Source organism: Streptomyces sp. RK9 (genome assembly GCF_045070545.1).
Taxonomy (GTDB): Bacteria; Actinomycetota; Actinomycetes; order Streptomycetales; family Streptomycetaceae; genus Streptomyces; species Streptomyces alboflavus.
This window is the reverse complement of the sequence record NZ_CP173703.1, coordinates 4780433-4803099: the sequence shown is the minus strand read 5'-3', so window position 1 is coordinate 4803099 and position 22667 is coordinate 4780433. Positions and strand designations below refer to the sequence as shown.

25 protein-coding genes and 1 pseudogene are annotated in these 22667 nt (G+C 68.0%); 18 read left to right on the top strand and 8 right to left on the bottom strand.

From position 1 onward, the window contains the following. Window positions 1-259: 259 nt before the first annotated feature. Complete coding sequence (locus AB6L24_RS19865; protein WP_405657234.1) at window positions 260-778, bottom strand: WD40 repeat domain-containing protein; 519 nt, start codon at window positions 776-778, stop codon at window positions 260-262. 321 nt (window positions 779-1099) lie between these two features. On the opposite strand from AB6L24_RS19865, the gene AB6L24_RS19860 reads away from it, so the two are divergent. From AB6L24_RS19860 to AB6L24_RS19850, 3 genes are read left to right on the top strand one after another with little or no spacing between them, the layout of a single operon-like run. Continuing rightward, the gene (locus AB6L24_RS19860) at window positions 1100-1687 is read left to right on the top strand and encodes a hypothetical protein (RefSeq protein WP_405656916.1); all 588 of its coding nucleotides are present in this window, start codon (window positions 1100-1102) and stop codon (window positions 1685-1687) included. Continuing rightward, a complete protein-coding gene (locus AB6L24_RS19855; protein ID WP_405656915.1) occupies window positions 1684-1884 on the top strand; it encodes a hypothetical protein in 201 nt (66 codons plus the stop codon). Before AB6L24_RS19860 ends, AB6L24_RS19855 begins: the two co-directional genes overlap by 4 nt. Further along, the gene (locus tag AB6L24_RS19850) at window positions 1884-2414 is read left to right on the top strand and encodes a hypothetical protein (protein ID WP_405656914.1); all 531 of its coding nucleotides are present in this window, start codon (window positions 1884-1886) and stop codon (window positions 2412-2414) included. The genes AB6L24_RS19855 and AB6L24_RS19850 overlap by 1 nt, the downstream gene beginning before the upstream one ends. A 67-nt stretch (window positions 2415-2481) precedes the next feature. Here AB6L24_RS19850 and AB6L24_RS19845 read toward each other — a convergent pair whose 3' ends face one another. Together AB6L24_RS19845 and AB6L24_RS19840 are read right to left on the bottom strand one after the other, a co-directional pair. Next, on the bottom strand, window positions 2482-2718 hold the full coding sequence (locus tag AB6L24_RS19845; RefSeq protein ID WP_405656913.1) for a hypothetical protein: 237 nt from the start codon (window positions 2716-2718) through the stop codon (window positions 2482-2484). A gap of 172 nt (window positions 2719-2890) precedes the next feature. Further along, complete coding sequence (locus AB6L24_RS19840; protein WP_405656912.1) at window positions 2891-3298, bottom strand: SMI1/KNR4 family protein; 408 nt, start codon at window positions 3296-3298, stop codon at window positions 2891-2893. Between the two features lie 295 nt (window positions 3299-3593). Between AB6L24_RS19840 and AB6L24_RS19835 the strand changes: the two genes are divergently transcribed. The 6 genes from AB6L24_RS19835 to AB6L24_RS19810 all read left to right on the top strand — a co-directional run bounded on the left by AB6L24_RS19835 (window position 3594) and on the right by AB6L24_RS19810 (window position 7868). Beyond that, window positions 3594-4133, top strand: coding sequence for a winged helix-turn-helix domain-containing protein (locus AB6L24_RS19835; RefSeq protein ID WP_405656911.1), 540 nt, complete (start codon window positions 3594-3596; stop codon window positions 4131-4133). Next, window positions 4130-4681 carry a transposase gene (locus tag AB6L24_RS19830; RefSeq protein ID WP_405656910.1) on the top strand — a complete coding sequence of 184 codons (552 nt, stop codon included), beginning with the start codon at window positions 4130-4132 and terminating at the stop codon, window positions 4679-4681. Before AB6L24_RS19835 ends, AB6L24_RS19830 begins: the two co-directional genes overlap by 4 nt. An 11-nt stretch (window positions 4682-4692) precedes the next feature. Next, a complete protein-coding gene (locus AB6L24_RS19825) occupies window positions 4693-5133 on the top strand; it encodes a hypothetical protein (protein WP_405656909.1) in 441 nt (146 codons plus the stop codon). A 208-nt stretch (window positions 5134-5341) separates the two neighbouring features. Then, a complete protein-coding gene (locus AB6L24_RS19820; protein ID WP_380839835.1) occupies window positions 5342-5638 on the top strand; it encodes a DUF1778 domain-containing protein in 297 nt (98 codons plus the stop codon). Beyond that, the gene (locus AB6L24_RS19815) at window positions 5635-6021 is read left to right on the top strand and encodes a fic family toxin-antitoxin system, toxin component (RefSeq protein ID WP_405656907.1); all 387 of its coding nucleotides are present in this window, start codon (window positions 5635-5637) and stop codon (window positions 6019-6021) included. The genes AB6L24_RS19820 and AB6L24_RS19815 overlap by 4 nt, the downstream gene beginning before the upstream one ends. Window positions 6022-7220: 1199 nt before the next feature. Further along, a complete protein-coding gene (locus tag AB6L24_RS19810) occupies window positions 7221-7868 on the top strand; it encodes a helix-turn-helix domain-containing protein (protein WP_405656906.1) in 648 nt (215 codons plus the stop codon). Window positions 7869-8659: 791 nt separating this feature from the next. Here the strand turns inward: AB6L24_RS19810 and AB6L24_RS19805 are convergent. Then, entirely contained in the window at window positions 8660-9139 is a 480-nt protein-coding gene (locus AB6L24_RS19805; protein WP_405656904.1) for a hypothetical protein, read from the bottom strand. 518 nt (window positions 9140-9657) lie between these two features. On the opposite strand from AB6L24_RS19805, the gene AB6L24_RS19800 reads away from it, so the two are divergent. The 4 genes from AB6L24_RS19800 to AB6L24_RS19785 all read left to right on the top strand — a co-directional run bounded on the left by AB6L24_RS19800 (window position 9658) and on the right by AB6L24_RS19785 (window position 12742). Next, window positions 9658-9855, top strand: coding sequence for a hypothetical protein (locus AB6L24_RS19800; protein WP_405656903.1), 198 nt, complete (start codon window positions 9658-9660; stop codon window positions 9853-9855). Between the two features lie 67 nt (window positions 9856-9922). Then, a complete protein-coding gene (locus AB6L24_RS19795) occupies window positions 9923-10543 on the top strand; it encodes a hypothetical protein (protein WP_405656902.1) in 621 nt (206 codons plus the stop codon). A 367-nt stretch (window positions 10544-10910) separates the two neighbouring features. Further along, window positions 10911-12338, top strand: a complete 1428-nt coding sequence (locus AB6L24_RS19790) for a pre-toxin TG domain-containing protein (protein WP_405656901.1) — start codon at window positions 10911-10913, stop codon at window positions 12336-12338. Then, window positions 12323-12742: a hypothetical protein gene (locus AB6L24_RS19785; protein WP_405656899.1), complete on the top strand. Its 420-nt coding sequence runs from the start codon at window positions 12323-12325 to the stop codon at window positions 12740-12742. Before AB6L24_RS19790 ends, AB6L24_RS19785 begins: the two co-directional genes overlap by 16 nt. A 365-nt stretch (window positions 12743-13107) precedes the next feature. Here AB6L24_RS19785 and AB6L24_RS19780 read toward each other — a convergent pair. Beyond that, window positions 13108-14019: pseudogene (locus AB6L24_RS19780) on the bottom strand (IS5 family transposase). 36 nt (window positions 14020-14055) lie between these two features. Between AB6L24_RS19780 and AB6L24_RS19775 the strand changes: the two are divergent. From AB6L24_RS19775 to AB6L24_RS19760, 4 genes are all read left to right on the top strand, one after another. After that, window positions 14056-14685, top strand: a complete 630-nt coding sequence (locus AB6L24_RS19775) for a class I SAM-dependent methyltransferase (protein WP_405656898.1) — start codon at window positions 14056-14058, stop codon at window positions 14683-14685. A 153-nt stretch (window positions 14686-14838) separates the two neighbouring features. Next, window positions 14839-15675 carry a helix-turn-helix domain-containing protein gene (locus AB6L24_RS19770; protein ID WP_405656897.1) on the top strand — a complete coding sequence of 279 codons (837 nt, stop codon included), beginning with the start codon at window positions 14839-14841 and terminating at the stop codon, window positions 15673-15675. An 84-nt stretch (window positions 15676-15759) separates the two neighbouring features. Then, window positions 15760-16227 (top strand): cupin domain-containing protein, encoded by a 468-nt coding sequence (locus tag AB6L24_RS19765; protein ID WP_405656895.1) that lies wholly within the window; start codon window positions 15760-15762, stop codon window positions 16225-16227. Beyond that, window positions 16224-16943, top strand: coding sequence for an SGNH/GDSL hydrolase family protein (locus tag AB6L24_RS19760; RefSeq protein WP_405656893.1), 720 nt, complete (start codon window positions 16224-16226; stop codon window positions 16941-16943). Before AB6L24_RS19765 ends, AB6L24_RS19760 begins: the two co-directional genes overlap by 4 nt. A 270-nt stretch (window positions 16944-17213) precedes the next feature. On the opposite strand, the gene AB6L24_RS19755 is transcribed toward AB6L24_RS19760, so the two are convergent. Both AB6L24_RS19755 and AB6L24_RS19750 read right to left on the bottom strand, forming a co-directional pair. Then, the gene (locus AB6L24_RS19755; protein ID WP_405656891.1) at window positions 17214-17978 is read right to left on the bottom strand and encodes a hypothetical protein; all 765 of its coding nucleotides are present in this window, start codon (window positions 17976-17978) and stop codon (window positions 17214-17216) included. A gap of 682 nt (window positions 17979-18660) precedes the next feature. Beyond that, window positions 18661-19077 (bottom strand): hypothetical protein, encoded by a 417-nt coding sequence (locus AB6L24_RS19750; protein WP_405656890.1) that lies wholly within the window; start codon window positions 19075-19077, stop codon window positions 18661-18663. A 303-nt stretch (window positions 19078-19380) separates the two neighbouring features. On the opposite strand from AB6L24_RS19750, the gene AB6L24_RS19745 reads away from it, so the two are divergent. After that, the gene (locus AB6L24_RS19745; RefSeq protein ID WP_405656889.1) at window positions 19381-20151 is read left to right on the top strand and encodes a helix-turn-helix domain-containing protein; all 771 of its coding nucleotides are present in this window, start codon (window positions 19381-19383) and stop codon (window positions 20149-20151) included. 195 nt (window positions 20152-20346) lie between these two features. On the opposite strand, the gene AB6L24_RS19740 is transcribed toward AB6L24_RS19745, so the two are convergent. Next, window positions 20347-22437, bottom strand: coding sequence for a hypothetical protein (locus AB6L24_RS19740; RefSeq protein WP_405656888.1), 2091 nt, complete (start codon window positions 22435-22437; stop codon window positions 20347-20349). Between the last annotated feature and the right edge of the window lie 230 nt (window positions 22438-22667).

Here is a 22667-nt window from a genome sequence, read left to right as displayed (position 1 = left end):
GTCTCAGGCTGTCGCGGCATGTCGGATTCGGAAGGGTTCGGCTGTGTCACAGCTGCATCATCACACCCCGCACCGACAACGCGCGGGGCACGCCGACGGATGCCCGTGGGCGGACGGCGTCGCGCTCACAGACTGCCCCTTCGCCCAACCTCACCGGCATCTGCTCCCCCAGAGGTGGCTGGCGTGGTGGGATCCCAGGTGACGGGGCTCTCACGACTGTGCCGCGAGTTGCCCCGGAGAGGCTGGTGCAGACCCAGGGTTATGTGGGGCATGGAGGCGATGACGGCAGGTCAGGCAGGTACACCCAGCGCTCCTGCGGGGTGAGATCCCGGTGCACTCCGCGGCAGAGCTTGCGGATGGACCGGGTCGGTGTGGTGAGTGCGCTGTCCCACAGCCGGACTGTTCCGTCGGAGACGCCGGTAGCGAGGGTGCGTCCGTCGGGAGCGAACGCGATTGCCTCTACCTCGTCGCGGTGGCCGGTGGGAGTGCTGCGGGACTTGCCTGTTTGGGTGTCCCACAGTCGCACCACTCCCTGGCTACCGGCGGTGGCCAGGGTACGTCCGTCGGGACTGAACGCCACCGCATGTACGGGGCTGGTGGTGTCGGTGAGGGTTCGGCGTAGCTTGCCCGTTGCGGCCCCCCACCCCCGCACCAGCCCGTCAGCACGGACGGTGGCCAGGAGGTGCCGTTGCGGGCTGAAAGCTATGTCGGAGACCGGGCCGGTGGTGTCGGTGATGGTACGGCGCGGGCCTCCGCTGGCCGCGTCGCGCAGCTGCACTATGCCCTTGGTGTCGAGGGTGGCCAGCGTGCGTCCGTCCGGGCTGAACCAAGCCCTATCCGCGCGACCGGTGAGGGTGCGGCGGGGCTGGCCCGTTGCGGTGTCCCACAGCCGCACTCGTCAGCGACCTCGCCCGGACCGGCGTCCCTTCACAGGCCAGTGCGCTCTCCGGACTGATCCGCCACATGGAGCTCGTGAGCTGACCCGCCGTCACCCACCGGTCAACGCCCCCTAGTTTTTCTAGGGGGCGCACTGCGACCGGGCCCCCACCCTCGCGGGCATCACAATCCGTGCCTAAGCGATCACATGGGGGTGTCGGCGATGGAGCCGATCAACACCCGCGCTCCGGCTGCTGCCGCTCGCGCCTACGTCCAACTCGGGTGGTCGGTGACGTTAGGACACCGCCTGCGCCCTCGACAGGGCTGCACCTGCGACAACCGCAACTGCCCAGCCCCCGGCGCGCACCCCTTCGTCACCCCATCGCCCCGCCTTGCCGAGGGCACCCTCGAGGAGGCGTTGCAGTCGGCACCCGGCGGCTCCCTCACCGCCTCCACCAACTGCTTCGACGCGGTCCTCGTCCCGCTCCGGGTCGGGATGGTCGCGATGCTGCGCCTCGACCGCATCAGCCTCGTCCCGTGCCTGGTCACCCACCAACAGACCGCCGCGCTGCTGGTGCTGCCCGCAACAGGCCGGTACGCGGCCGTGCACGACAGCGTCGAGGTACGCACCGGACCGGACGGGTGGCTCGCCCTCCCGCCGAGCAACGGCGCCATCTGGGACACCCCACCCTGGACCGACGCCACGAACACCCCGCACACCCTCCTCAACGGCGACACCGTCGGCCGCGAGCTCGAGGTCGCGTTCAAACTGGCCACCGGAACCGCGACGACGACGAAGGAACTACGGTGACTGCGGCGTCCGTCGACCAGGCCGCATCGCGTGCGGACGAGCTGTACGCGAACTACATGCGGCACCTCTACAGCTGCCCTCCGTGTCTGCGGGAGAGCTACTGCCCGGCGGGGACGCGGATGCGCACCGCGTGGAAGCGTGGCCAGGCCGCGGCTATGCGGGCCTACCGGGCACGCGCCGCGGAAGGGCGGCGGTGATGCGCGACGTGGACGTGAGCAACGCGGTGCGCGCCTTCCTCGTGCCGCGTGAGGGCACGCTCACCATCGAGCAGCGCTCGGGCTACGTCTGCATCTGGTGCCCAACCGTCCTCAGGCCCGGCCAGGGCATCCCCCTCGGCGGCGCCGGCACCTGGCACCCTCACGCCTGCACGCCCTGCCACACCATCCAGGGGCAGGCCCTGACCGCCTACCTCGCCTGGAACGATCACGTCACCGATTGCGTGGTCTGCCGCACCGGCCCCTGCGAGACATCGCTCTCCCTGCGGCACGCGACCGTTCAGACACGCGAGCGAGCCGAATGGCGGCCGGCCTGCACGTCCTGCAACGCCGCCTTCGCCCCCGGCGAGGGGTTCGTCCCACGCATGTGGCTCGGGGCGTCCAGGGTCGCGCTGTCCTTCCTGCATCTGGGGCCGTGTGCCTATCCGTTCCTCTCCTCACTCGGCGGGGACGACGGGCCGCATCTGGGCTACGGCCGCCGTCCCCTGCGCCCTCCGCCAGCCGAGGGCTGATCCTTGTACCTCTTGATTGCAGTCTCCTGGGGCGCTTGTCTGCTTCGAGAGCGAGCAGAGTTACGGATCAGGCCTGGCTCAGCTCCCACATCACCCAGAGGAGCACAACCAGCGGGAGCACAATGGCCGCCGTGCCGAGTGCGATACCCGTCCGTGCCCGGGAAGGATCGACGTCATTCCGGTCGCGCATTCTGTGCAGGGCGACGAGGCCGGAGATGACCGCGCCCGTCCCCACTGGCCCGATGAGGTACACGGGCAGGAGGCGCACCGATGAGGGCAGGAAGAAGGCGAGGACCGGCATCATGACGGCGACCCTGCCCAGTGCCCGCGACATTGTGCCCGGCGGCGGCAGCCGCGCCGATGCCCGTGCACCCGTTCCAGCCCTCTGCTCAACGGAACTCATGCTCCGGATGCTAGGAGTTGCTCTCGCCGACACCCATGCGCCCGCATGGACCAAATCCCCGAAAACTGAACACTCAGTCCCGCCACCAGTCGCCGGAATCTTCCAGCGCTCGACGCAGGTAGTCGTCCAGTCCGTTCGCCGCCCATGAACGTCCGTCCGTCTCGTGATCCCAGACGAACACGTCGTCGCGCAGCGGGACCCTGACAAAGGCGAACTGATCCCCGCCGCTGTTGTCACCGAAGAACATCAGCGGCTCGAAGGGCATATAAAGCATGGCGAAGTCCGCAGACGCACGGAAGGACGCGTTCTCTTCGGCGATCCGCTCAGCACTCCACACCACGTCAGTGCCATAGTGCCCGCGCACCCCATTGCACTCGCGGAGCACGGACGCGAGCTCTTCGGGGAGCGGCTGCCCCAGCACGCGCTCGACCTCGGCCAAGGCCACGCTGGTCGCCGGCTCGGCAAGCTCCGCGTCTGCCATGACTTCCATGATCCGTTCACGCCACATCCGGCGAGCATCGCAGGACCTCGACGATCACGACAAGCGATCAGGCCCTCAAACGCCCGTCACCCGCTCCGGAGTGACATCGAACTCACCGACATCCCACCCCGCCAAGATCGGCAAGTGGCATCCAAACTCATCGACCAAGGCGTCGCTAGAGCGTGTCTCTTTGACCGATTGGTCAGTTGATCGGATGTGTCCGTCCGGTTACTGAGCCTGAACTCGTGATGTCGCAGCTGCTGACAGGCCATGATCCTCGCGGTACGCCATTGTCATGAGGTACGCGCAGGGCGGTGGTCTGACGGACGAGCGGCGGGAGTTCCGTGAGGGCATCCGGCAGGTCGCGGCCCAGCGGTTCGCCCGCGGCGAGGCGAGCTCGGTGATCGCGAAGGATCTGCGGATCAGCGTCCGCTCGGTGCAGCGGTGGCGGAAGACGTGGACCAAGGGCGGCCCGCGGGCGTTACGCTCAGCCGGCCCGGCCTCCCCGCCACGGCTGAGCGAGGCCCAGTTTGCCCAGCTGGAAGCAGAGTTGATCAAGGGTCCGCTCGCACATGGCTGGCCAGATCAGCGGTGGACCCTGACCAGGGTCAAGACCGTGATCGGCCGACGCTTCCACAAGAGCTACACCATCCAGGGCGTGCGCAAGCTGCTGATCCGGCACGGCTTCTCCTGCCACATCCCGGCCAGACGGGCCGTCGAGCGCGACGACGAGGCGATCACCGGCTGGGTGAAGGAGACCTGGCCACGGGCGGAAGCACCGCGGCGGCGCTCGACGCCTGGATCGTCTTCGAGGACGAATCCGGGTTCGCGATGACGCCGCCCATCGCACGCACCTGGGCAAAACGCGGCCACACGCCAGTGATCCGGGTCCGCGGCCGTTCCCGCCGCCGCGTCTCGATCGCCGCCCTGGCCTGCTACAAGACGGGCCAGCGTTCCCGGCTGATCTATCGTCCCCGCCGCGACGACGGCCGGCGCGACGGACGTAAGAGCTTTGCCTGGACGGACTACCGCGACCTGCTCCAGGTCGCCCACCGGCAACTCGGTGGCCCGATCGTGCTCATCTGGGACAACCTCAACGTGCACCTCGACGCCCGGCTACACAGGTGGGTCACCGAGCAGGACTGGCTGATCGTCCACCAACTGCCCTCGTATGCACCGGATCTCAACCCGGTCGAGGGCGTCTGGTCCCTGCTACGGCGCGGATGGCTCAGCAACGTTGCCTTCACCAGCCCCGACCACCTCATCCAGACCTTCAGGCGCGGTCTTCGCACGATCCAATACCGCAGCGATCTCATCGACGGATGCCTCGCCGGCACCGGCCTGCCCATCACTCCGACGACTTCACGAGTTCAGGCTCAGTAAAAGAGGTACTGGTGAGTGACATTGGACCGCAGTACCCGTTCCAGCCCGCGGCACCCGCCTCTCCCGCTGATGCGGTGGGCGCGAGTCCGAGTCTCGCCACGATGGTCGTCATGGCCAGCTTCCTGGCCCAGCTCGGCGGCAACGGCTACCTGAGGCGCCGGGCGAACGTCACCATCAGTCCCACCGGCGCTTCCGTCAGGCTGTTCGACGACACCAACCAGGAGCTCACCAGCCTTGGCCTGAACCTCAGCCAGGGCGACGCGCTGGAGTTCCTCTTCTACCTCGAGGCCGAAACCCCCGGAGCCGCCCACGCGATCTCCCTGGAACTGGAACTCCTCGCGGACGGTAAACCCACGGCCCTTGCCGTGGCCGACGGCCGCTGCTTCACCATCGGCACGGCCCCACCGGACGCGGCGACTCACACCTACCCCGGTGCCAACCTCATGTACTGACCACGGCCGCACGAGGGAAGCGGACCGTAGGCGGCGCCTTGCTCCCATCCCACCCACGCCTTACCGTCAGTAAGACGAGAATGATTTCGCCTGAAGCGCGCGCCCCGGCCCCGGCTCGTCGCGCCGGGATCGAGCAGCCAGAAGCGGCCGGAATCCGGCCCGGGCGCGACCTCTGACATCGACTGGTACCACTGGTACCGTGGAGGCCATGACGGATCCCAAAGCGATGAATCTCCGCTTCCCCGATCCCGAGCAGCGCGCGGCCATCGCCGCCGCGGCGAGAGCGGCGGGCGTCAGCATGCAGGAGTACATCCTCTCGGCCGCCTACGACCGCGCGACCGCCGTCGAGCGGCGCTACCTGGAGGCCTTCCGGACGTCCATGGCCCGCAGCGGCGCCGCGTTCGCGGCCGAGCCCGGCAACCTCGACGTCAGCGCCGAGCAGCGGGCCGCCGAGCAGCAAGCGCAGCGGGATCTCGAGCAGACGGAGCGAGGACACGCCGCGTGACCCAGCCCGAACCGGCCCTCCCGCTCGACGTCACCTTCCTCCTGCACGCCGCCGAGCTCCTCGACGGCGATCCGCAGGTCGACGACTTCGGGCCGCTCTACGCCGCCGTCGCACGGGTCAATGCCCGCGCCATGGAACGCGACATCTACGGGTCGCTGTTCCTCAAGGCCGCAGCCCTGCTGCAGACCCTGGCGAAACTGCCGTGCCTGGAACACTCCAACGACGCCTTCTCCTGGCACGCCACCGAGGCGTACCTGCTCCTCAACGCGCACGAGCTCGACTACCAGCCCAAGGCGGCCGTCGCGCTCGTGCGCGACGCGGCTACCGGAGCACTCGGCGTGGCCAGAATCGCGCGCCAACTGCGTGACTGGGCCGTGGCTTGAGTAGCCCAATCCCTTCCTGAGAGCACTTCCGGGCCTGTCACCCTGTCCCGCATGACCCCGCCGCGCAGGCCCGGGCCGCTGCTCTGCCCCGTGTGGGGCCTCGACACCCGCGGGCTCCGGCCCCCGATGGCAGGATCCGCCCAGACGCAAGTCCGAGCAGCCGTTGAAGATGGCCGGGTGGAATACCGAGAAGGACCCGATAGCCCGACAGGAGAAATTCCTCAACTCAGGGGTGGAGTTGTTATGGCAGGGCAACGGCACCGATCAGTCAGACAAGATATCCGACGTTGTCCTGGATGGGCGGCTTGATGACCCACCCAGACGGGCATGCCGAGTACACCCCGGTCCTGTCGCCGAACGCCAGCTTGTACGTGGCGGGGTACCTCTTGGTACTCGACCCCTTGATGCAATCCACGAAAGTCCCGTACTTCTCTGGCCCTGTTCCGTCACACCACCCTCTAAAAGAGGTACTGGTGAGTGACTTTGGACCGCAGTACCCGTTCCAGCCCGCGGCACCCGCCTCTCCCGCTGATGCGGTGGGCGCGAGTCCGAGTCCCGCCACGATGGTCGTCATGGCCGTTGCGATGATGGTGCGACGATTCCGCATCCGTGCCCTCCTAGGTGTACACCGTCTCCGGCTCTGCGTTGCGCAGGGGATACACCTGCACCTGTAACTCGTTTTCAGAGCAACCGCCTTCTCCTGCTCTGCGGTACCGAGGTAGCGACCGGCACGACCCTGATGGGCGCCTATTCGAGCTCCTCAGCGTCTCCCTCATTGGCGGTGGATGCTCTTGAGCAGCGGCAAGCCGGATGTGCCAGGGTGGCGTGATCCTGTCTTCACGGCCCGCCGTGGACACGACCACACTGAAGCCAGAGCCGGGGCCGTGCCTTGTACGAACGCGCACCCCGTCCACTCCGTGTCCGTTAAGCATGCACGGGTCCAGAACGGGGGGGCAGGTATGGCCCTCGGGCCGTCATCGGGGGATGTGAGCCTGGAGCGCTGCCGGGTACGGCGCGATCCTCCCGCCCGACTCCGCGCGTACGTGGTCACATACACCGGATACCGCATGAGTGCGGCACCGTACATGTACAGAGCGACCTTCCCCTCCGCCACCGTGACGGTGTGCCTCAATTGGGGAGCTGCGCTGCACCTCACGTCTGATCGGAGCCACTCGGCTTCGAGTAGCGGCTGGGAGGTGATGCTGGGCCTGCAGACCAGTCCGGTGATCAGCCTCACCGGCGGCACCGGCTACGGCGTTCAGGTCGAATTGACGCCTCTGGGAGCTTTCACGCTGCTCGCCATGCCACTACATCACCTGTCCGACAGCATGATCCACCCGGCCGGTGTGCTGGGCCGACACTGGAGTGCCGACCTCACCGAGCGACTCGCCGAAGCACCCAGTTGGAGACGCCGTTGGGAGATTCTCGATGAATCCATCTCCCGGCGGCTCGCCGACAGCCGCTGCTGGCCTTCGCCGGTGCTGTGTGAGGCATGGGCCCTGCTGCGAAGCTGCCACGGCACGCTGTCGGTCGGTCAACTGGCTGACGCCACCGGGCGCAGTCGCCGCCGCCTGGAGATCCTTTTCGCGGAACAGATAGGTCTTGCTCCCAAGCGTGTCGCCCGCATTCTGCGCTTCCAAAGGGCTACGGTAATGATGCGGACACCGGGCAGGACCTGGGCCGAGACCGCAGCCGCATGCGGGTACCACGACCAGGCTCACCTCGCCCGCGAATTCCGCGCACTAGCGGGCATGACCGCAACCACCCTTCAGACGCTCGCCCCACACAGCATCTCGGACGGCACCAGCACCATCTCCGCGCCTCTGACCTCCGTCCCCATTTCGTAAGTCGGTTGGTCCTGCCAATTCGCCTAGCAGCAACTGGTGCTGCTCCGCGTCAGGCTCTCCGGGCGGGCTGACGACGCTCAGCGGCCCGTCGATCGCGGCGAGTTCGTCGAACGTCCGCGCCTCAAGGCCCCGTTGTCCGGCGAGGCCGACGGGGGGCCGGCCCTTCCCGGTGTGCCGCCGGCCGCGGGCCCGGACGTCCGCGGCGCGCTCAGGGTGCGTTGCGTACGCGGATTCATCGGCCGCGAGCGTGGGGGTGCAGGTCCATCCACGACGTGGTGCGCGGCTTCAGGTGCTTGCGGATCTGATCGGCCATCCCGGCTCGGCGGGCGGCAGCTCCGGCTCCAGTCCGGGTGGCGCTGCAGGACCGCGGCCGCGGTGGTGAACGAATCCTGTTGGAAGCTCCGCGTTCTTGGGCACCTCGGACCCGAAGTGGTGCTCCTGGTCGGCCCTTCCACAGGTGAGCGGGTCCGCGGCGGCGGACATGTCGTACGCGCGCCCGTAGGGGCCGTGTCGGCGCTGCGACGGCCACGAGGTGCCGTCACGCCCGTGAGGGCTCGCACTCGCCTCCTGTGCCGCCCCAGACACCCGCAACATCAGCAGTCGTTGACGGAGGAAGCCCCCTTCGGAAAACTCGAACCCGCGGCCCTTCGACAACTCGACCAATACCTCGCGGGCGGCCTGGCAGTCGCCGAGTGCCCGGCGCCCGCCGCCAGGCGAACCGACGGCTGATGCAGCCGTAGCCGTACCTGGGCGGGCCCAAGTTCGTCCGGGCCCGCCGAACCGCAGGCGGATCAGTTAGCGATGTACTGGTTGATGGTCGTCCCGTCGCCGACGACGTTGCCGAACGCCCCGGTCCCGCTGGCCGTGGCGACCGGCATGTTGCCGCCCACAGTGACCTTGTTGAAGTCCATGGCCGCGTCCATGCCGTGCGCCTCGAAGGCGCGGAAATCATCCAGTGCGTCGGGGTGAGCCATCAGGTGAGCGGCCAGCCGCTCGGCCCACTCCGGGGTTTTGGCCTCCACGTGGTCGCGGTAGTCGTTGCTGTCCCAGCCGGTGCCGAGCGTGGCGTCGTAGGTGCCGGCCAGGTCGTCCGCGTCCGGGCCGAACGCGGCGAGGGTCTGGTTCATAGTGTCGCGGTTCTTCTCGCGCTGGATCAGCCACAGCAGGGCCTGCTTGGCCTTCGTCTTGCCGTGAGTGCCCACCGCGTACAGCATGTTGGAGCCGACACCCAGAGCGAGGCCCAAAGCCACAGTCTCGTTGAGGACGTTCATGTCCGTGTTCCTTCCAGGTCTGCCGCGCCCAGTGCGCGGTCTGCTGGAAAGGATGCGAGGCAGGAGAGGGGTACGCAAACGCTTGATCATTAGCATTTACGCAGGTCAGAATGGGTTTCATATCCCTCGGGGGCCTCCGAAAGCGTACGCGTCGGCCCCCACCCCCTGCCTGACGATCTGACGTTTTGTTACCTGACTCACATCCGCATGTACTCCATTCCTTACGCACCGTTGTCATCGGTGGTGCGAGCCTTCGGCCGTGGCCCAGCGCCGCAGGGCAGCAGGGCAGCAGGGCAGCAGGGCAGCAGAGGATGCGCCGAACAGAAGGAACTCGCGGGAATCCCGACACAAGGCCGGGGCACCGCCTTCACGCCCCGCTCGCCCGAGCCCGGCGTCCCGCTGCCTGGACCGCCCGTCGGCACCACTCCGGCCACCCCGGGCAACGCACTGGACGAGCAGGCCGTTGTCAGTGGCGTCTGGCAAGCTCCTCGTGATCAACCAGTACAGGAGGGGTCAGGGTGAAGAATTTCAAGGTGATCTCGCGCGGGGCGGACAGGGTCCTGCACGTGAGCGTGGTGTCCTACAGCGAGCGCGCGGCGGACGCCGAGGTGAAACGGCGCCAGGCGCCGGGTGTTGTGGTGCGTGTGGTTCCCGTCGCGGTGGGCGGCGACGTGCTGGACAGCGTCCTTGAGGAGATCAGACAGGCGGCCGCCTGACCGGCCGTCAGCGCCTCACAACTGTCCGGCGGCCGTGCCGAAGACGGCCCCTCCCCCGATATGAAGCATGAGCGCGACCTCGTCCTCGTCGGTGACGATGCGCGATCCCGGCGTGCTTCAGGTCGACGGACCGGGCGCCGATACCCCGAGGGTGATGACGAACACTCATTGTCTTGAGTTCACCTGCCCGGCCTGGTGCAGCATGCGCCTGTGCCCCGAGGACCACAGCGGGTCGGACGGCACCGATGTGACCCGAGTGCTGCACATGGGCCCCATGGCCGGCCTCACCCTGAATCACCACACCCTGTTTCGCAGCGCCGGCTACGACATGAACCTGTACGCCTACACGCTGCCCGACGGCGCCCCGGGCCGGCCCTTCGTCCGGATCGCGGACGGCGACGACACGGTCGACGACTACTTCGACACGCACAGCATTGATGCGTTGCAGGAGTTCCGGGACCGCCTCGTCGCATCCCTGGCCGGTCTGACGGAGTACCTCAACAGGATCCAGGACTGGGACCGGTCGGCGAGTAGGACGGCGCGGGCCTGGGACGAAGCGGCACGACGTGACCGGCCGTGCCAGGGCAGTGGGGGGCAGAGCGAGCGCTGCGCACGGTGCGACCCCGACGGCGCCACGCCCGGAGAACAGCGGTGGCTCGAGTTGATGCACGCCGCGTCTCCCACCTGATGGGGCGCCGCCTGCGCTCGGGCAGGCGGCACCGACAGGCACCGGGGCGGAGCCCCTCGGGTGCTTTGACCAGCACGCGTCGTTGGTTGAGGTCGTTGTCGTGGTCACCCGTCATCAGGTGGGCGGCGAGGGCCCCGGTGCGGGGACTTCGTCCTCTGCCGCGAGGGCTTTGCCGCCGACGACGGAGAGCCAGCCCGGCAGCCGCGGCCATCACGTGTCTTCGTCCTTCCCTCGGGCCTCAGGCCTGCTTTGCAGGTACCGGATTTGACGATGGCCGCGGAGAGCCGTGCGTCGCAGGTGCGTGTCCAGCAGGACGGAAAGGGGCATATAGGATCATCTGGCGCGCCGGGGAGGGCTGGGTAAGCGCGTGCATTCCCTGCGCAGTTTCGAGGTCCTTCTACTCGGCGTACCTACAGACGAGAAGAAGGAATACATGACGCGTCCATGGAAGCTCAAGGCGACATCCCTGGCGCTCGCGGCGGCTCTTTCATGTACCGGCGGAACGGCCGTAGCCGCTGAGGTTTCAGCAGCCAAGAAGAAGCCACTCACCAAGTGCGATGACACCCCTCTCTCCGAGAGGATTTCCTGCCTCTCGGACATGGGCCGGGTAAGCGTCTATGCGATTCCTACCCTCATAATCATCGGCCACGCCATGGCCCAAGATGACCGAGGCGTAAGCGACAAGGCCGTCAGCGCCGATATCAAGAAGCATATGAATCAGTATGTGGATGCGCTGAAGGTCATCTCGGCCATTGAGGGGAGCTCGCCGACAGCCAAGGCCGAGATAAAGCGCCTCGAAGCAAAGGCCGACAAGCAGTTCGCGAATCTCCTTCTCGACGTCGAGGACACCGGCAAGAAGGCGTGGGCACTCGGCAAGGCCGTGTATTACGGAACTCTTGCTGTCAGTCGCTTCGCGGACTTCATCTCCGACCCGGGGCTCCACAAGGACCTTGAGGACATCAACAAGGGCTTCAAGAAGATGAGCGGCGCCCTCGACCAGATGAACAAGGGCGTCGATCAGATCAATCGGGGCCTCAAGGAGATGAACAAGGGCATCGACAAGGCAAATTCTGGGCTGGCCGAAGCCAACAAGGGGATCGCCGAGGCGAACAAGGCCATGGGCGACCTCAACAAGGTCATCCCTGAATTCGTCAAGGCTGCCGAGGGTCTCAATAAGATCACTGATCGCGTTCACATCGACTTCCCGATCACCCTCGAGGGAATTGTCACCGGAAAATCCCCACTAGAGAACGCCAAACTGCGAGTTGGCCTCTCCGCCCTCCTGGACCTGGTGCCCGGGATCGGCGACGGGAAGGGGATTATCGAGGGCATCACCGGGAAGGACAAAATCACCGGGCAGGGCCTCAGTGGAACTGACCGTATCCTCGGGTCCGTGGTGCTTCTGCGCTGGATGAAGGCGGGCAAGAAGGTCATCACGGCGGAAGACCTGTCCAAGGCCATGAAGGCCGAGAAGGCGACAGGGAAGGTCGACGGATGGCTCCCGAGGAATGCCTATGACAAGATCCCGCCTTCACTGAAGGAGTACGAGACGCTCAACAAGAAGGGCGTCGGCTACCGCTGGAACGACGGTAAGGGCAACGGCGTGCGGATCGACAAGGGCGAACCGAGCAACCCTCAGAAGTACCAGCAGGTCGATCACGTCGTCATCAACTCAGGCGGGAAGATAATCGGGCGCGACGGCAAGGTGATCAACGGCTCGATCAAGGACAACCCCCGTGCCGCGCACATCCCCGTGGACGAATGGGTCAAGTGGAAGGCATGGAACAAGCCGTGACCGCAAGGAAAGCCGTGAACCTCCCCGAGATGCGCGCCGAAGTAGTCAGCGCCGTCCGGGCCCTCGCCTCCCCCGAACACCAGCAAAAGGTGTGGATCGATCGCACATACCCGCATCCGGACTACTACGATGACCTCACGCTGAACGTGCACATCCTGTACGACGACACAACTGTCCTCGCGTCGCCTGAGGCGGCCCTCGGGAACACGCTGGCGTCGGAGCAAGAGGTGCGGGCCATGGAGGAGTTGGCCCGCGCCCTCGACGCCGTACTGGAGAACGTAGGTGTGGATGTTCCAGACGCGGAGTTCCTCCGATCCCCCCTGTGGCCGCAGGTCGTGGTCGCGGCGCAAGCTGCCCTGGCCGCCCTCGACGAACCTGAGCTCCACAGCGGGCCGCCGGCCTGATCTCCACGGAAACAGGGCGTGAGCGGCACCCCTAGGGCACAAGCAGGTGGGCCGCACAGAGTCTTCTGTGCGACCCACCTGCTGTGTGGATCTTCGTTCGTAGTTCAAGTTCCGGACCACCGGCGCCCGTGGCTGTGCCATGGGTCGGCTCCCTGGGGGCCATCGGCGAGCGCTCCCACGGGGCATGTCCTGCCAGGGGCGGCGGCTACAGCACGCGCTGGAGCAGCACGAAGATGAGGCCGATGACTCCGGTGCCGATGCCGTAGCAGGCGCCGCGGAGCATGTGTGCCGCGGCGGTGCGTCGACGGCGGCGGGTCTGTGTCCGGTCGGTGGCCGGTTCCGGGCTCGCGGTGGGCGGGCGGGGGCTAGAGCCTGTCTGACAAATGATCACCTGGCCGTTTCGCGGAGCCAGAGAATCAGGGAGGCCAGGACGACTCCCGCGCGGTAGCGGTCCGCGAGCTTGTCGAACCTGGTTGCGATCGCACGGAACTGCTTGAGGCGAGCGAAGCATCGTTCGACCACGTTGCGGTCGCGATAGATCTCCCTGTCAAAGGCGGGTGGCCGGCCACCGAAGCGCCCCCTGCGTCGACGGTTGGCCACCCGGTCGCGGCGCTCGGGGATCGTGGCGGCGATGCCCCGACGCCTCAGCAGATGACGGACGGCCCTGCTGGAGTAGACCTTGTCACCCAGCACACGGTCCGGTGTCGTGCGCGGGCGGCCCGTGCCGACGCGCGGGGTGCGGACCCCGTCGAGGACATCGGCGAACGCGGTGGCGTCGTTGACGTTTCCGGGTGTGAGCACGATCGACAGCGGCAGTCCCCGGCCGTCGACGGCGAGATGGACCTTGGTGGTCAGCCCGCCCCGGGACCGACCGAGTGCCTGATGCGCCTGCGAGCGGCCCGGATCTTCCAGTTCGTCCCTGTCTGCGTCCCCCTTTTACGGGCGCCCGCGGCGTGCTGGTGGGCCCGGTTGATCGTGGAGTCAACGGCGACGATCCACTCCACCCGGCTCCCCGCGTCATCATGGACCTGGACATGCTCCAGCGGCTTCGCCCACGTGCCATCGGCCTCCCAGCGGGCGAACCGCTCGTAGACGGTCTGCCACGGCCCATACCGCTCGGGCAGGTCGCGCCAAGGAGCCCCGGTCCGTAGCCGCCACAGCACGCCGTGGACCACCTGCCGGTGATCACGCCACGGACGGCCCCGTCCGTCCACCTGGGGCAAAAGGGGCTCTATCCGCCCCCATGCCGCATCCGTCAACTCACCTCGACCTGCCACAAGATCAATTATCAGACCGGCTATAGAGTCCTGCCCGTGGCAAATCATCAGGACGAGACCAGGACGGCCTACGACGGAGTCGTCGAGCTGTACGCATCGCTGTTCGCAAACCGACTGGAGACACAGCCTTTCTCCCGGACCATGATCGGCACCTTCGCCGAACTGGTGCGCGCGACGGGCAACCCGCGGGCAGCGGACGTCGGGTGCGGTCCCGGACATCTGACAGCCATGCTGCACGAACTGGGCCTGGACGCCTTCGGACTCGACCTCGCCCCCGGCATGATCGACCACGCCCGGCAGGCTTATCCGGCGCTGCGCTTCCAGGAGGCGCGGATGGAATCCCTGCCGATCGAGGACGCCGCGCTCGGCGGCGTACTGGCCCACTACTCGATGATCCACACCCCTCCGGGAGAACTGCCGGAGCTGCTCGCCGAGCAGGCACGCGTCCTGGCGCCGGATGGCCTGCTCCTGGTCTCCTTCTTCGGGACCGACGAACAAGAACCCGTCCGCTTCGACCACAAAGTGGCACCTGCCTACAGCTGGCCGGCGGATCGCCTCGCCGAACTGCTGGCCGACGCCGGGCTCGTTCCCTTCGCCCGGTTGCTCCACGATCCAGCCTCCGAAAGGGGCTTCCTCGACGCCCATCTGCTGGCCCGCCGTTCGTAGGCCCTGCCCGGTAATCCCCGCCGGACGGTCGGCGCACCTCCCGATTGCCAACTCAGCCGAACCTCGCTGATTGGACGGGAATTGTCAGACAGGATCTAGCGACAGCTGAAGCGGCGAGCCCACCAGCAGACTGCCGGTTCGTACACTGCGAGGGTGGAAGACCATGCGGCCACCAGGATGTATGCACGTCCGGCACCCGCCTTGCGGCGGTACGTCGGCTCGTATGTCGGTTTCGATCTTCGTGGGTTCCCGGCCGGGGTGCACTGCGGTCCGCCGGGCCGCGTGCTCACTGCGGTGATCAGCCTGTCCGGCCCTCTGGAGGTGGCGGCGGGCGTCGACGACGGGTCACCGGTCAACCGGTTCAACAGCGTGGCCGGCGGTCTGATGCGGCGGTCCGTCGCGATCCACCACGACGGACACCAGGAAGGCGTACAGGTGTCGCTGACACCGCTCGGGGCCCGGGCCGTCTACGGCATGCCCGCCGCTGATCTCGCCGACCGACTGGTCCCACTCGACGAACTGCTCGGAGCGCTCGGCGTCGAGCTGGTCGACCGGCTCCGCGCAGCGACGACATGGACCGCGCGGTTCTCCGCGCTGGACGAGTTGCTGCTGCGAGCCGTCAGCCGCAGCGCCAGCGGCGACCCCGTCTCTCGGGTGCGCCCCGAAGTGGCCGAGGCCTGGCGCCGCCTCCTGGCCGCGCGGGGCCGCGTCCAGGTCGAGAAGGTCGCCGCGGAACTGGGCTGGAGCCGCCGGTACCTCACCGAGCGGTTTCGCGGCGAGGTGGGCCTGTCGCCGAAGACCTTCGCCCGGGTGTTGCGCTTCGAGCACGCGCACGAACTGGCCACCCTGCACGACCCGCTCCCGTGGGCCGATGTGGCGACCGTCTCCGGCTACGCCGACCAGGCCCATCTCGTCCGGGACTGGAGCGAGTTCACGGGCCGATCGCCGACAGCATGGCGTCGCGGCGAGGTCCTGCTCGGGGCCGGGTAGTCGCCGAGACGCCGCCCATCGCGTCGGCTTTTCGTTCCCTTTCCTTCAAGACCGCCCTCTTGCAGTCCTGTGACGATCATCGGCATGAGACTCGTCAATCACGAACCCCACGCCATCGACCTGCGGACCACCCCCGTGCACCTCGGACTGGGGTCGAGAGCGAAACCCATCGAGGGCTTCGCCTGGGCCCCGGAGGTGCTCCAGGCCTACAGCGCCGCGATCGCGGCGGACGGCGCCGAAGGCCGGATGGTGACGATCTTCGACGGCGACGGCCCCGACGACCAGTGGGAGCGCCACCCCGCCGGCGACGAACTGGTCGTCTGCCTCAGCGGGTCCGTGACGGTCACCCGTGAAGTGGACGGAGTGCCCGACCGGGTTGTACTCGGGCCGGGCGAGGCCACCGTCAACCCGGCCGGGACATGGCACGCGGTCGACATGGCGGGACCGGCGTCCATCCTGACCATCACCGCCGGCCTCGGCACCGAACACCGTCCCCGGACCGAAGCCCGCCCGACCGAGCACGCCGGCACATCCGGCCCGCGCACACCATGACCACCCGTGTCGCATGCCTCGGCGACAGCCTCACCCGCGCACAACTCAGCGTCGACTACCTGGACCTTCTCCAACGACGCCGGCCTCCCGGCGACGTACGGCTCGCCCGATTCGGCGTCAACGGCGACTTCGCCCACAACCTCGCACAACGCCTCGATGCCGTCGTCGCGGACCCACCCGACGTGATCACCGTGCTGATCGGGACCAACGACGCCCGAGCGAGCCTCCCCGGCTACCCCGTCGAGCAGGCCATGAAGCGCAAACAACTCCCCGAACGCCCGTCGGCCGCCTGGTTCCAGCAGTGCCTGGGAGCCGTCGTCGAACGGCTGCGAACGCAGACCGACGCGACGATCGCTCTGCTGTCCCTCCCGGTCCTCGGCCAGCAACTCGACGGAGCCGCGGCGCAGGCATCACAGGCGTACAGCCGCATGATCGCCGAGGTCGCCACCACCACCAAGGCGACCTATCTCCCGCTCCACGAACGCCAGACCGAGGAGCTACGCCAGGCCAACCCGCCACCGATCCCCTACCAGGACCCGACGCCCGCAGCGAGCGTCAGCGTCGTCGTCCGGCGCGCCTTGCTGCGCCGCAGCCTCGACACGATCTCGCGGCGCCGGGGTCTCGTGCTCACGACCGACCACATCCATCAGAACAGCCGAGGAGCCGCCCTTGTCGCCGAGGTCATCGACACCTGGCTCTCGACCCGGAGCGCGTAGCCGGCTCCGGCGGCGGCCCCTTTCCTGCGTATTCGGAACCTGAAGGTTTGGTCGACGGCCAGACGTTCGGGGTGGCTGGTGTCGTTTTCTCCTGGGGCCGGCCGAGATCAGCGGCAACGCTGTCCTCGAGTTGCTGTCCTGCGGCGCCGATCCTGAACGCGACGAGCCGGCAAAACGGTGCTGGGCCCTGCTGGAGTGGTAACCCCGGCAGGCGCCCTCACACCGCTCAGCGCCTGTCCTCGAACTCGCAGGAGTTCGAGGGACGGCTTCTCACAGCACCACGACGTTGTCCGCGGCCGAAGTCGACGGTCCGGTGGTGGTGTTGCCGTAGTACGCCCAACGCCACGCGCCCGTCCTGGACGCCTTCGCGGTCGTCCTGAGATCACCCGAGGCGTTGGCGCGCACCTTCTTCACCGTGGTGTAGGAGGTCGCTCCGCTGGGCTTGAACTGCAGGCTCACCAGGCGGCCGCCGTACGAGGCGTACTTCTTCGTCTCCCAGTTGGCCCGCGTCACCTTGCCGGTCACGGTGATGGTCCTGCCCTTGGCCACGGGCTCAGGCGCGGCGTTCACGCTCAGGCGGGAGTTGCGCTTGACGTAGGCGGTCAGGCCCTTGTCGTCCGTGTCACCGCCGCCGCCGTTGAAGGACACCTCGGCCGCGACCTTCCAGGCTCCGGCCTCGCTGTTGCGCATGTCCCACACACTGGGGTCGAAGTACATGGTCTCGTTGAAGTCGCAGACGCCCGAGCTCACCTCGTGGCAGTCGCTCGTTTCGATGGCGTGCCACAGTCGGTCATCCGTGTTGCCGCGGTACAGGAACACCGCCGGCCACTTCCACTTGTGGGTGGTCGTCATCCGGAAGGAGGTGGGCACCGCGACCTCCTTGGCCACCCCGATCACGATCGGCTTGCCGCCGTTCACCTGGACGCGGGTGAAGGAGACCCCGCCCTCGGCCGCCCCGGCCGGCGCTGCCGCCACGCCCGTGAACACCGCCGCCGCGCCACCGGCCACGGCAGCTCTCCAGACTTTCTTGCTCACCTGATCCACGATCTTTCCATCTCTGTATCTCTAGTACTGAAAGGCGCCGGAGGGAGGCCCTCCGGCGCCTTTCAGACAGCCGGAGTCCATACGTGGTTGTGCGCCGGTTGATCACGATCGGGCATCAGGGGATCTTCACCTCGGGCGTCTGATGGCGAGGTGCATCCCACCGCCGAAGCCGCCGCCCCCGGCTGCAAGCCGGGCTGCACCTGCTGCTCGTAGTATCCGCGCCGTCTCCTCGTAGCGGTCCGACGCTGGAGCGCTGACGGCGAAGGCCCGCGGCGCCCGTGGGGGGCCTTCGTTGTGCAGGTCGGATCGAGGGGTTTCGCCTCCGAGCACTGTCCAGCAGGTCATGTGATCTTCCGGCGCGTTTGAAGCCGTGGCCGGAGGCCTGGATGCCGGTGACGGTGACCGGCCCGAGTACCACCTCCCCGACCACCATCAGCAATGGCTACTGGCCAGGGGTTTTGGGGTTCACCACGCTGAGGGTTCACAACTTGCCGACGGCGAACATGGCGACGGCCGCGCCGAACAGGGCGCGGCCGTCGTCAGCTGCGGACCTCATTCGCCCAAGGGACACGGACTCCATGGCCAGCCCGTGCGGCGGAACGCCTGAGCCAAGGTGGCACCGGAAATGCCCGTCAGGCGCACCGGAGAGGGGATGCAGTTGGGCGTCACCCCGTCACGTGATCGGGGTCTCCCAGGTTCGGTAGTCCTCGCTCACGGCGACACGTTCTCGTTGATATACCTCTGCGCTCGCCCCTTCAGTGAAGAGGAAGGGCGCGCGGAAGTTGAATGTCCAGGTGTCGTTGCCGTTGGGGGTGATCTCGATGCGAACCCTGGCCCGGCCGCCCCGCAGTTGTGACAGCGGGATCTCCCTCGTCACTTCGAGTTCGATTCGGGGCGAGTACGTGCGCTCCCGGAATTCGCCATATGTTCCATCGGCCAAGGCGATGGTGCGGTTGTTCCGGTCGTAGACGGTGATGCGCACGTGGGTGTCGTGATCTTTGTTCTGGTCGACCGTGAAAAAGGTGATCGACACCTGTTGAAGCGTCGGTTCAAGCCGCGCTGCAGCGGCCGCCGGCGACGGCGTGCTCATTGTCACTGGGGTGAGGAGAAGGCCTACTGCGAGGATTACGGTCGACGCGATGCGCCATGGCGCGGAGGAGCGTGTCTCGTGTGGGATTCCACTCCTGAGCGCCGGCAGTGGCGTGCGTTTCATTGTTGCCTCCTTGACTTTGATGGAGTGCAATTGATGGAGAGCTCAGGTCTTTCGCGAGAAACGATCTCCGCGCGCAGGCAATACAGCCAGGGTTCGGTTCGCTGAGCGGACCGGCACCTGTCCGGGCATCGGAGCGGCGGCGAGCATCGAGGCCCAGGGGCCATCGAGGAGTGAGCGGCGATGGAGGTCAGGCCACAAGCACCCGGAAACGGCGGGCGCGGCGTATTGGAGGGCGCGTTCGCGCTGCTCGAAGAACTCGGCCGGGTCGGCGAGGCCGGTCTGACCCAGCTGGCCGCCGGCGCGAACCTGCCCAAGGCCACCGCGCACCGGTTGCTGGAGCAGCTCGTTGTGCTCGGCGCCGTGCGCCGCCAGGACGGCCGCTACCGGATGGGTTCGCGGATGTTCCAGCTCGGCCAGTCCTGGCAGTCCTCCGCGCGCACGCTCCGCCTGGCCTCACGTCATCCCATGCGGCAGCTGGCGTCGATCGCGCCAGGCACGAGCCTCGGCCTGGCCGTCCCCGAGACCGATCGCGCCATGATCGTGTGCGGGATCCTCGGTGAAGTCGACGAGGTACTCTCCTGCGGCCCGGGGACACTGCTGCCGCCCGGATCGGTGGCCGAACAGATCATGTCCATCGACACCCCGCGGACAGAGCCACCACCGCCGTACTCGGCCCACGAATGGGGACGGCTCCTCACCCGAGCCCGCGACAGCGGCCTTGCCGTCGGCCTCGACACGCTGGAAATACACACGGCGGCCGCCCCCGTGCACGCACCCGACGGGACCATCGTCGCCGCGGTCGGCGCCGCCGTGCTCGACGCCTCCCACATCACCGCCCTGGCCGACCCCGTGCGTCGCGCCGCGGACATGACCAGCGCCGCGCTGCTGCACCTCCACCGCCGTACCCACGGAACACGCTCCACACGGCCACCACGACCATCGCTGCCATGACCAGCCAGTGGGTCGTCGGTGCGTCGTTACGGAATGGGAGAAAGGGCACGCTACGGACGCCGGTCGGCTGGTTCCGCCGGACAGGTAATCACCGGGAGCATAGCCATGTGCCTCCCTTGGCGAACCTGATCGCGGTGGGAGGGCTTTCCCGCAGGGAGAGTTACCTGGCTGAGTTCGACCGAGTCCGCTCGCGGGCTACCGGCTCCCCGTGCGCAGGCTGGCACGCAGCAGCGCGTGCCGGAAGTGGTACGTGATCCCTTCCTCGCGGAGCACACCCGCGCTCTGAACCGTGGTCATGAAGTCGCTGAACCGCAGCGGTAGCCGGTCGCTGACGACGTACCAGACGTGGGCGGCCCGGAAAGCCGGCCATGCGGTGAACAGTCCGGGGCCGACCACGGCGGCCGTCGCGGCGGCCCCGGCCAGGAACGCGCCCGGGGGTGCCCCCTCGAGATTCAGTGACCAGGCGATCCATGTCACGAGCGCCGTCGCGAGAGCGAGGCAGAGGGCGAACGCGGCCGTGACCTTGCTGTCCCGGCGTAGCAGCTCAAGGGGCCCGGTGGCGTTCGCCGGGGCCAGATTCACATCCAGCGTGCGCACGCGCTCCAGCAGGGTTCCCGCGGCGAATCCGCCGCAGAGGCCCGCGACGACCGACAGGACCGTCCCCTGCCCGAGCAGCGCCCACAGGTCGGGCCAGTCCAACGGAGCGAACAGCAGGCCCGCGAAGAGCTGAGTGGCCACCCCCGCCGCGGTCACCACAGGCAGCAGCCGAACGACCCTGGACACAACGATCGGGCCGCCCAGGTCCGAACGGAATCCGCCCGGTACGGCGGAGCGGTTGCGGTATTCCTCGGCCCGGGTGACCACGTACGCCATGGAGAAGGCGGCGCCGCACGCCGTCCCCCACAGCGCGCCTGCCACCACTGCGGTCCCCGCCGCCTGCGACAGCGCGGAGAAGCCCACCGCCAGCGCGGTCAGCACCAGGCCGTAGACCAAGGCGAGTTGCCACTGCGCGCGGCGGTAGAGCGTCCACCACCGGATGCCGCCGTCGCCTCGCTGCTCCGCCAGGAAGCGCAACAGGCGCAGGGCGCGACGGGCTGTCCAGCGCTGCCCCGTCTGCAAGCCGTTGTTCAGCGGGTCGAAGACGGCAGGGATCAACGAGGCCAGAAGGTGCCGCTCGACGTCCTGGGCGGAGGGGAACCGCGACGGGTCAGCCAGCTCCGCCGGGCCGGCGGCGTTGCCGCCGTAGACCTGAAGGCCGAGCCACAGCATGAGGGGGGTGGCGAAGGCGTCCCTGGCCCAGGGCGCTGTCCCGGCGCGCATCGCATCCAGCAGGGGAAGCCAGGCCGGCCTGTTCGGTGTGCGCGAGTCGGCCAGGAAGGTGGCAAGGTGTTGCGGCTCCAGGGGTCCCAGACGAACCGCGACGGATCCCCGTACGGCTCCGGCCGCGGTCACGGCCTCACGGAGCTGTTCCTCCCTGGAGGCCAATGCGATCGACAGGCCCGCGCCCAGAGTCTGGTTGAGTGCCCGCAGCAACGCGGCTCGCTCCGGGCCGGTCACCTCGTCGAAGCCGTCCAGGAACGGCACGAGCACGCCGTCGTGCAGCAGGGCGCGGGTGAGGTCCTGCGCCTCGACTCCGCTCTCGGGGCCGACGACGGCCGGGTAGCGGTCGGCGATCTGTCCGATCAGCCATGGGTACAGCGGCTGGCGTGCGTTCCAGCCGGCCAGGGACAGCACCACCGGCACCGGGCCGTCGACGGTCTGCCCGCTGGTCGCCGAGGCCAGGAGTTCCTCGGCCAGCAGGTGCAGGGTGATGCTCTTGCCGGAGCCCGCCGGACCGCAGATGACGACCCGCGCGGGCCGACGTCCGGTCCAGAGTTCCTGCCGCAACCGGTCGACGCGGCCGGTGCCCGGCGGGCCGTAGGCCTGCGTCACGCGGTCGTCGGCGAGCTCGGGCGCCGGCTCCCACGGAACAGCGATACACGCCACCTCGACCCCGCGGCCCCGCAGATCCGCCCGGAGCCGATCACGCTCGGCCCTCGCAAGGGGGGCGAGCCACTCCTCCCGGGCGGGAGGGGTCTGCGGCGGCTGTGGCCTGGACCGCCGCCACAACGCGAAGATCCCCGGGAACAGCAGCCCGAGCGAACCGACGAAGGTATCGACGGGACTGGCGAAGGGCGCCGTGGCCCGCAAGGTGTGGATCAGGTAACTGGCCGCCAGGAGAGCCAAGATGATCGACACGATCAGAACCGTCGCGGACGTCCCGCGCAACCGTGCACCGTTGGCCATGGTCGGCAGTGTGCCGCACGGTGTCGGCCCACATCGTGCTGATGGCACGCCCTCCCACGAAGGAGGGATGACGCGGCGTCCCGCAGGGGCGAGGAGCACGTCGATGCCGTACCACCAGCCTCGGCCCAGAACGGCGAGAGTGACAGCGGCACGCCGAGGGAGGCTCGCTGTCTCGTCTCGTTCGATCTGGTCCTGGTTCCGAGTGATCTGGTCCGATTCGCTCGGCGTCT

Coding starts and splice junctions, on each gene's coding strand:
- AB6L24_RS19860 (WP_405656916.1), top strand. CDS start 1,100: ATGGAGCCGATCAACACCCGCGCTCCGGCTGCTGCCGCTCGCGCCTAC.
- AB6L24_RS19850 (WP_405656914.1), top strand. CDS start 1,884: ATGCGCGACGTGGACGTGAGCAACGCGGTGCGCGCCTTCCTCGTGCCG.
- AB6L24_RS19845 (WP_405656913.1), bottom strand. CDS start 2,718: ATGATGCCGGTCCTCGCCTTCTTCCTGCCCTCATCGGTGCGCCTCCTG.
- AB6L24_RS19840 (WP_405656912.1), bottom strand. CDS start 3,298: ATGGCAGACGCGGAGCTTGCCGAGCCGGCGACCAGCGTGGCCTTGGCC.
- AB6L24_RS19835 (WP_405656911.1), top strand. CDS start 3,594: ATGAGGTACGCGCAGGGCGGTGGTCTGACGGACGAGCGGCGGGAGTTC.
- AB6L24_RS19830 (WP_405656910.1), top strand. CDS start 4,130: ATGACGCCGCCCATCGCACGCACCTGGGCAAAACGCGGCCACACGCCA.
- AB6L24_RS19820 (WP_380839835.1), top strand. CDS start 5,342: ATGACGGATCCCAAAGCGATGAATCTCCGCTTCCCCGATCCCGAGCAG.
- AB6L24_RS19810 (WP_405656906.1), top strand. CDS start 7,221: ATGCTGGGCCTGCAGACCAGTCCGGTGATCAGCCTCACCGGCGGCACC.
- AB6L24_RS19805 (WP_405656904.1), bottom strand. CDS start 9,139: ATGAACGTCCTCAACGAGACTGTGGCTTTGGGCCTCGCTCTGGGTGTC.
- AB6L24_RS19795 (WP_405656902.1), top strand. CDS start 9,923: ATGAGCGCGACCTCGTCCTCGTCGGTGACGATGCGCGATCCCGGCGTG.
- AB6L24_RS19785 (WP_405656899.1), top strand. CDS start 12,323: ATGGAACAAGCCGTGACCGCAAGGAAAGCCGTGAACCTCCCCGAGATG.
- AB6L24_RS19765 (WP_405656895.1), top strand. CDS start 15,760: ATGAGACTCGTCAATCACGAACCCCACGCCATCGACCTGCGGACCACC.
- AB6L24_RS19760 (WP_405656893.1), top strand. CDS start 16,224: ATGACCACCCGTGTCGCATGCCTCGGCGACAGCCTCACCCGCGCACAA.
- AB6L24_RS19750 (WP_405656890.1), bottom strand. CDS start 19,077: ATGAGCACGCCGTCGCCGGCGGCCGCTGCAGCGCGGCTTGAACCGACG.
- AB6L24_RS19745 (WP_405656889.1), top strand. CDS start 19,381: ATGGAGGTCAGGCCACAAGCACCCGGAAACGGCGGGCGCGGCGTATTG.
- AB6L24_RS19740 (WP_405656888.1), bottom strand. CDS start 22,437: ATGGCCAACGGTGCACGGTTGCGCGGGACGTCCGCGACGGTTCTGATC.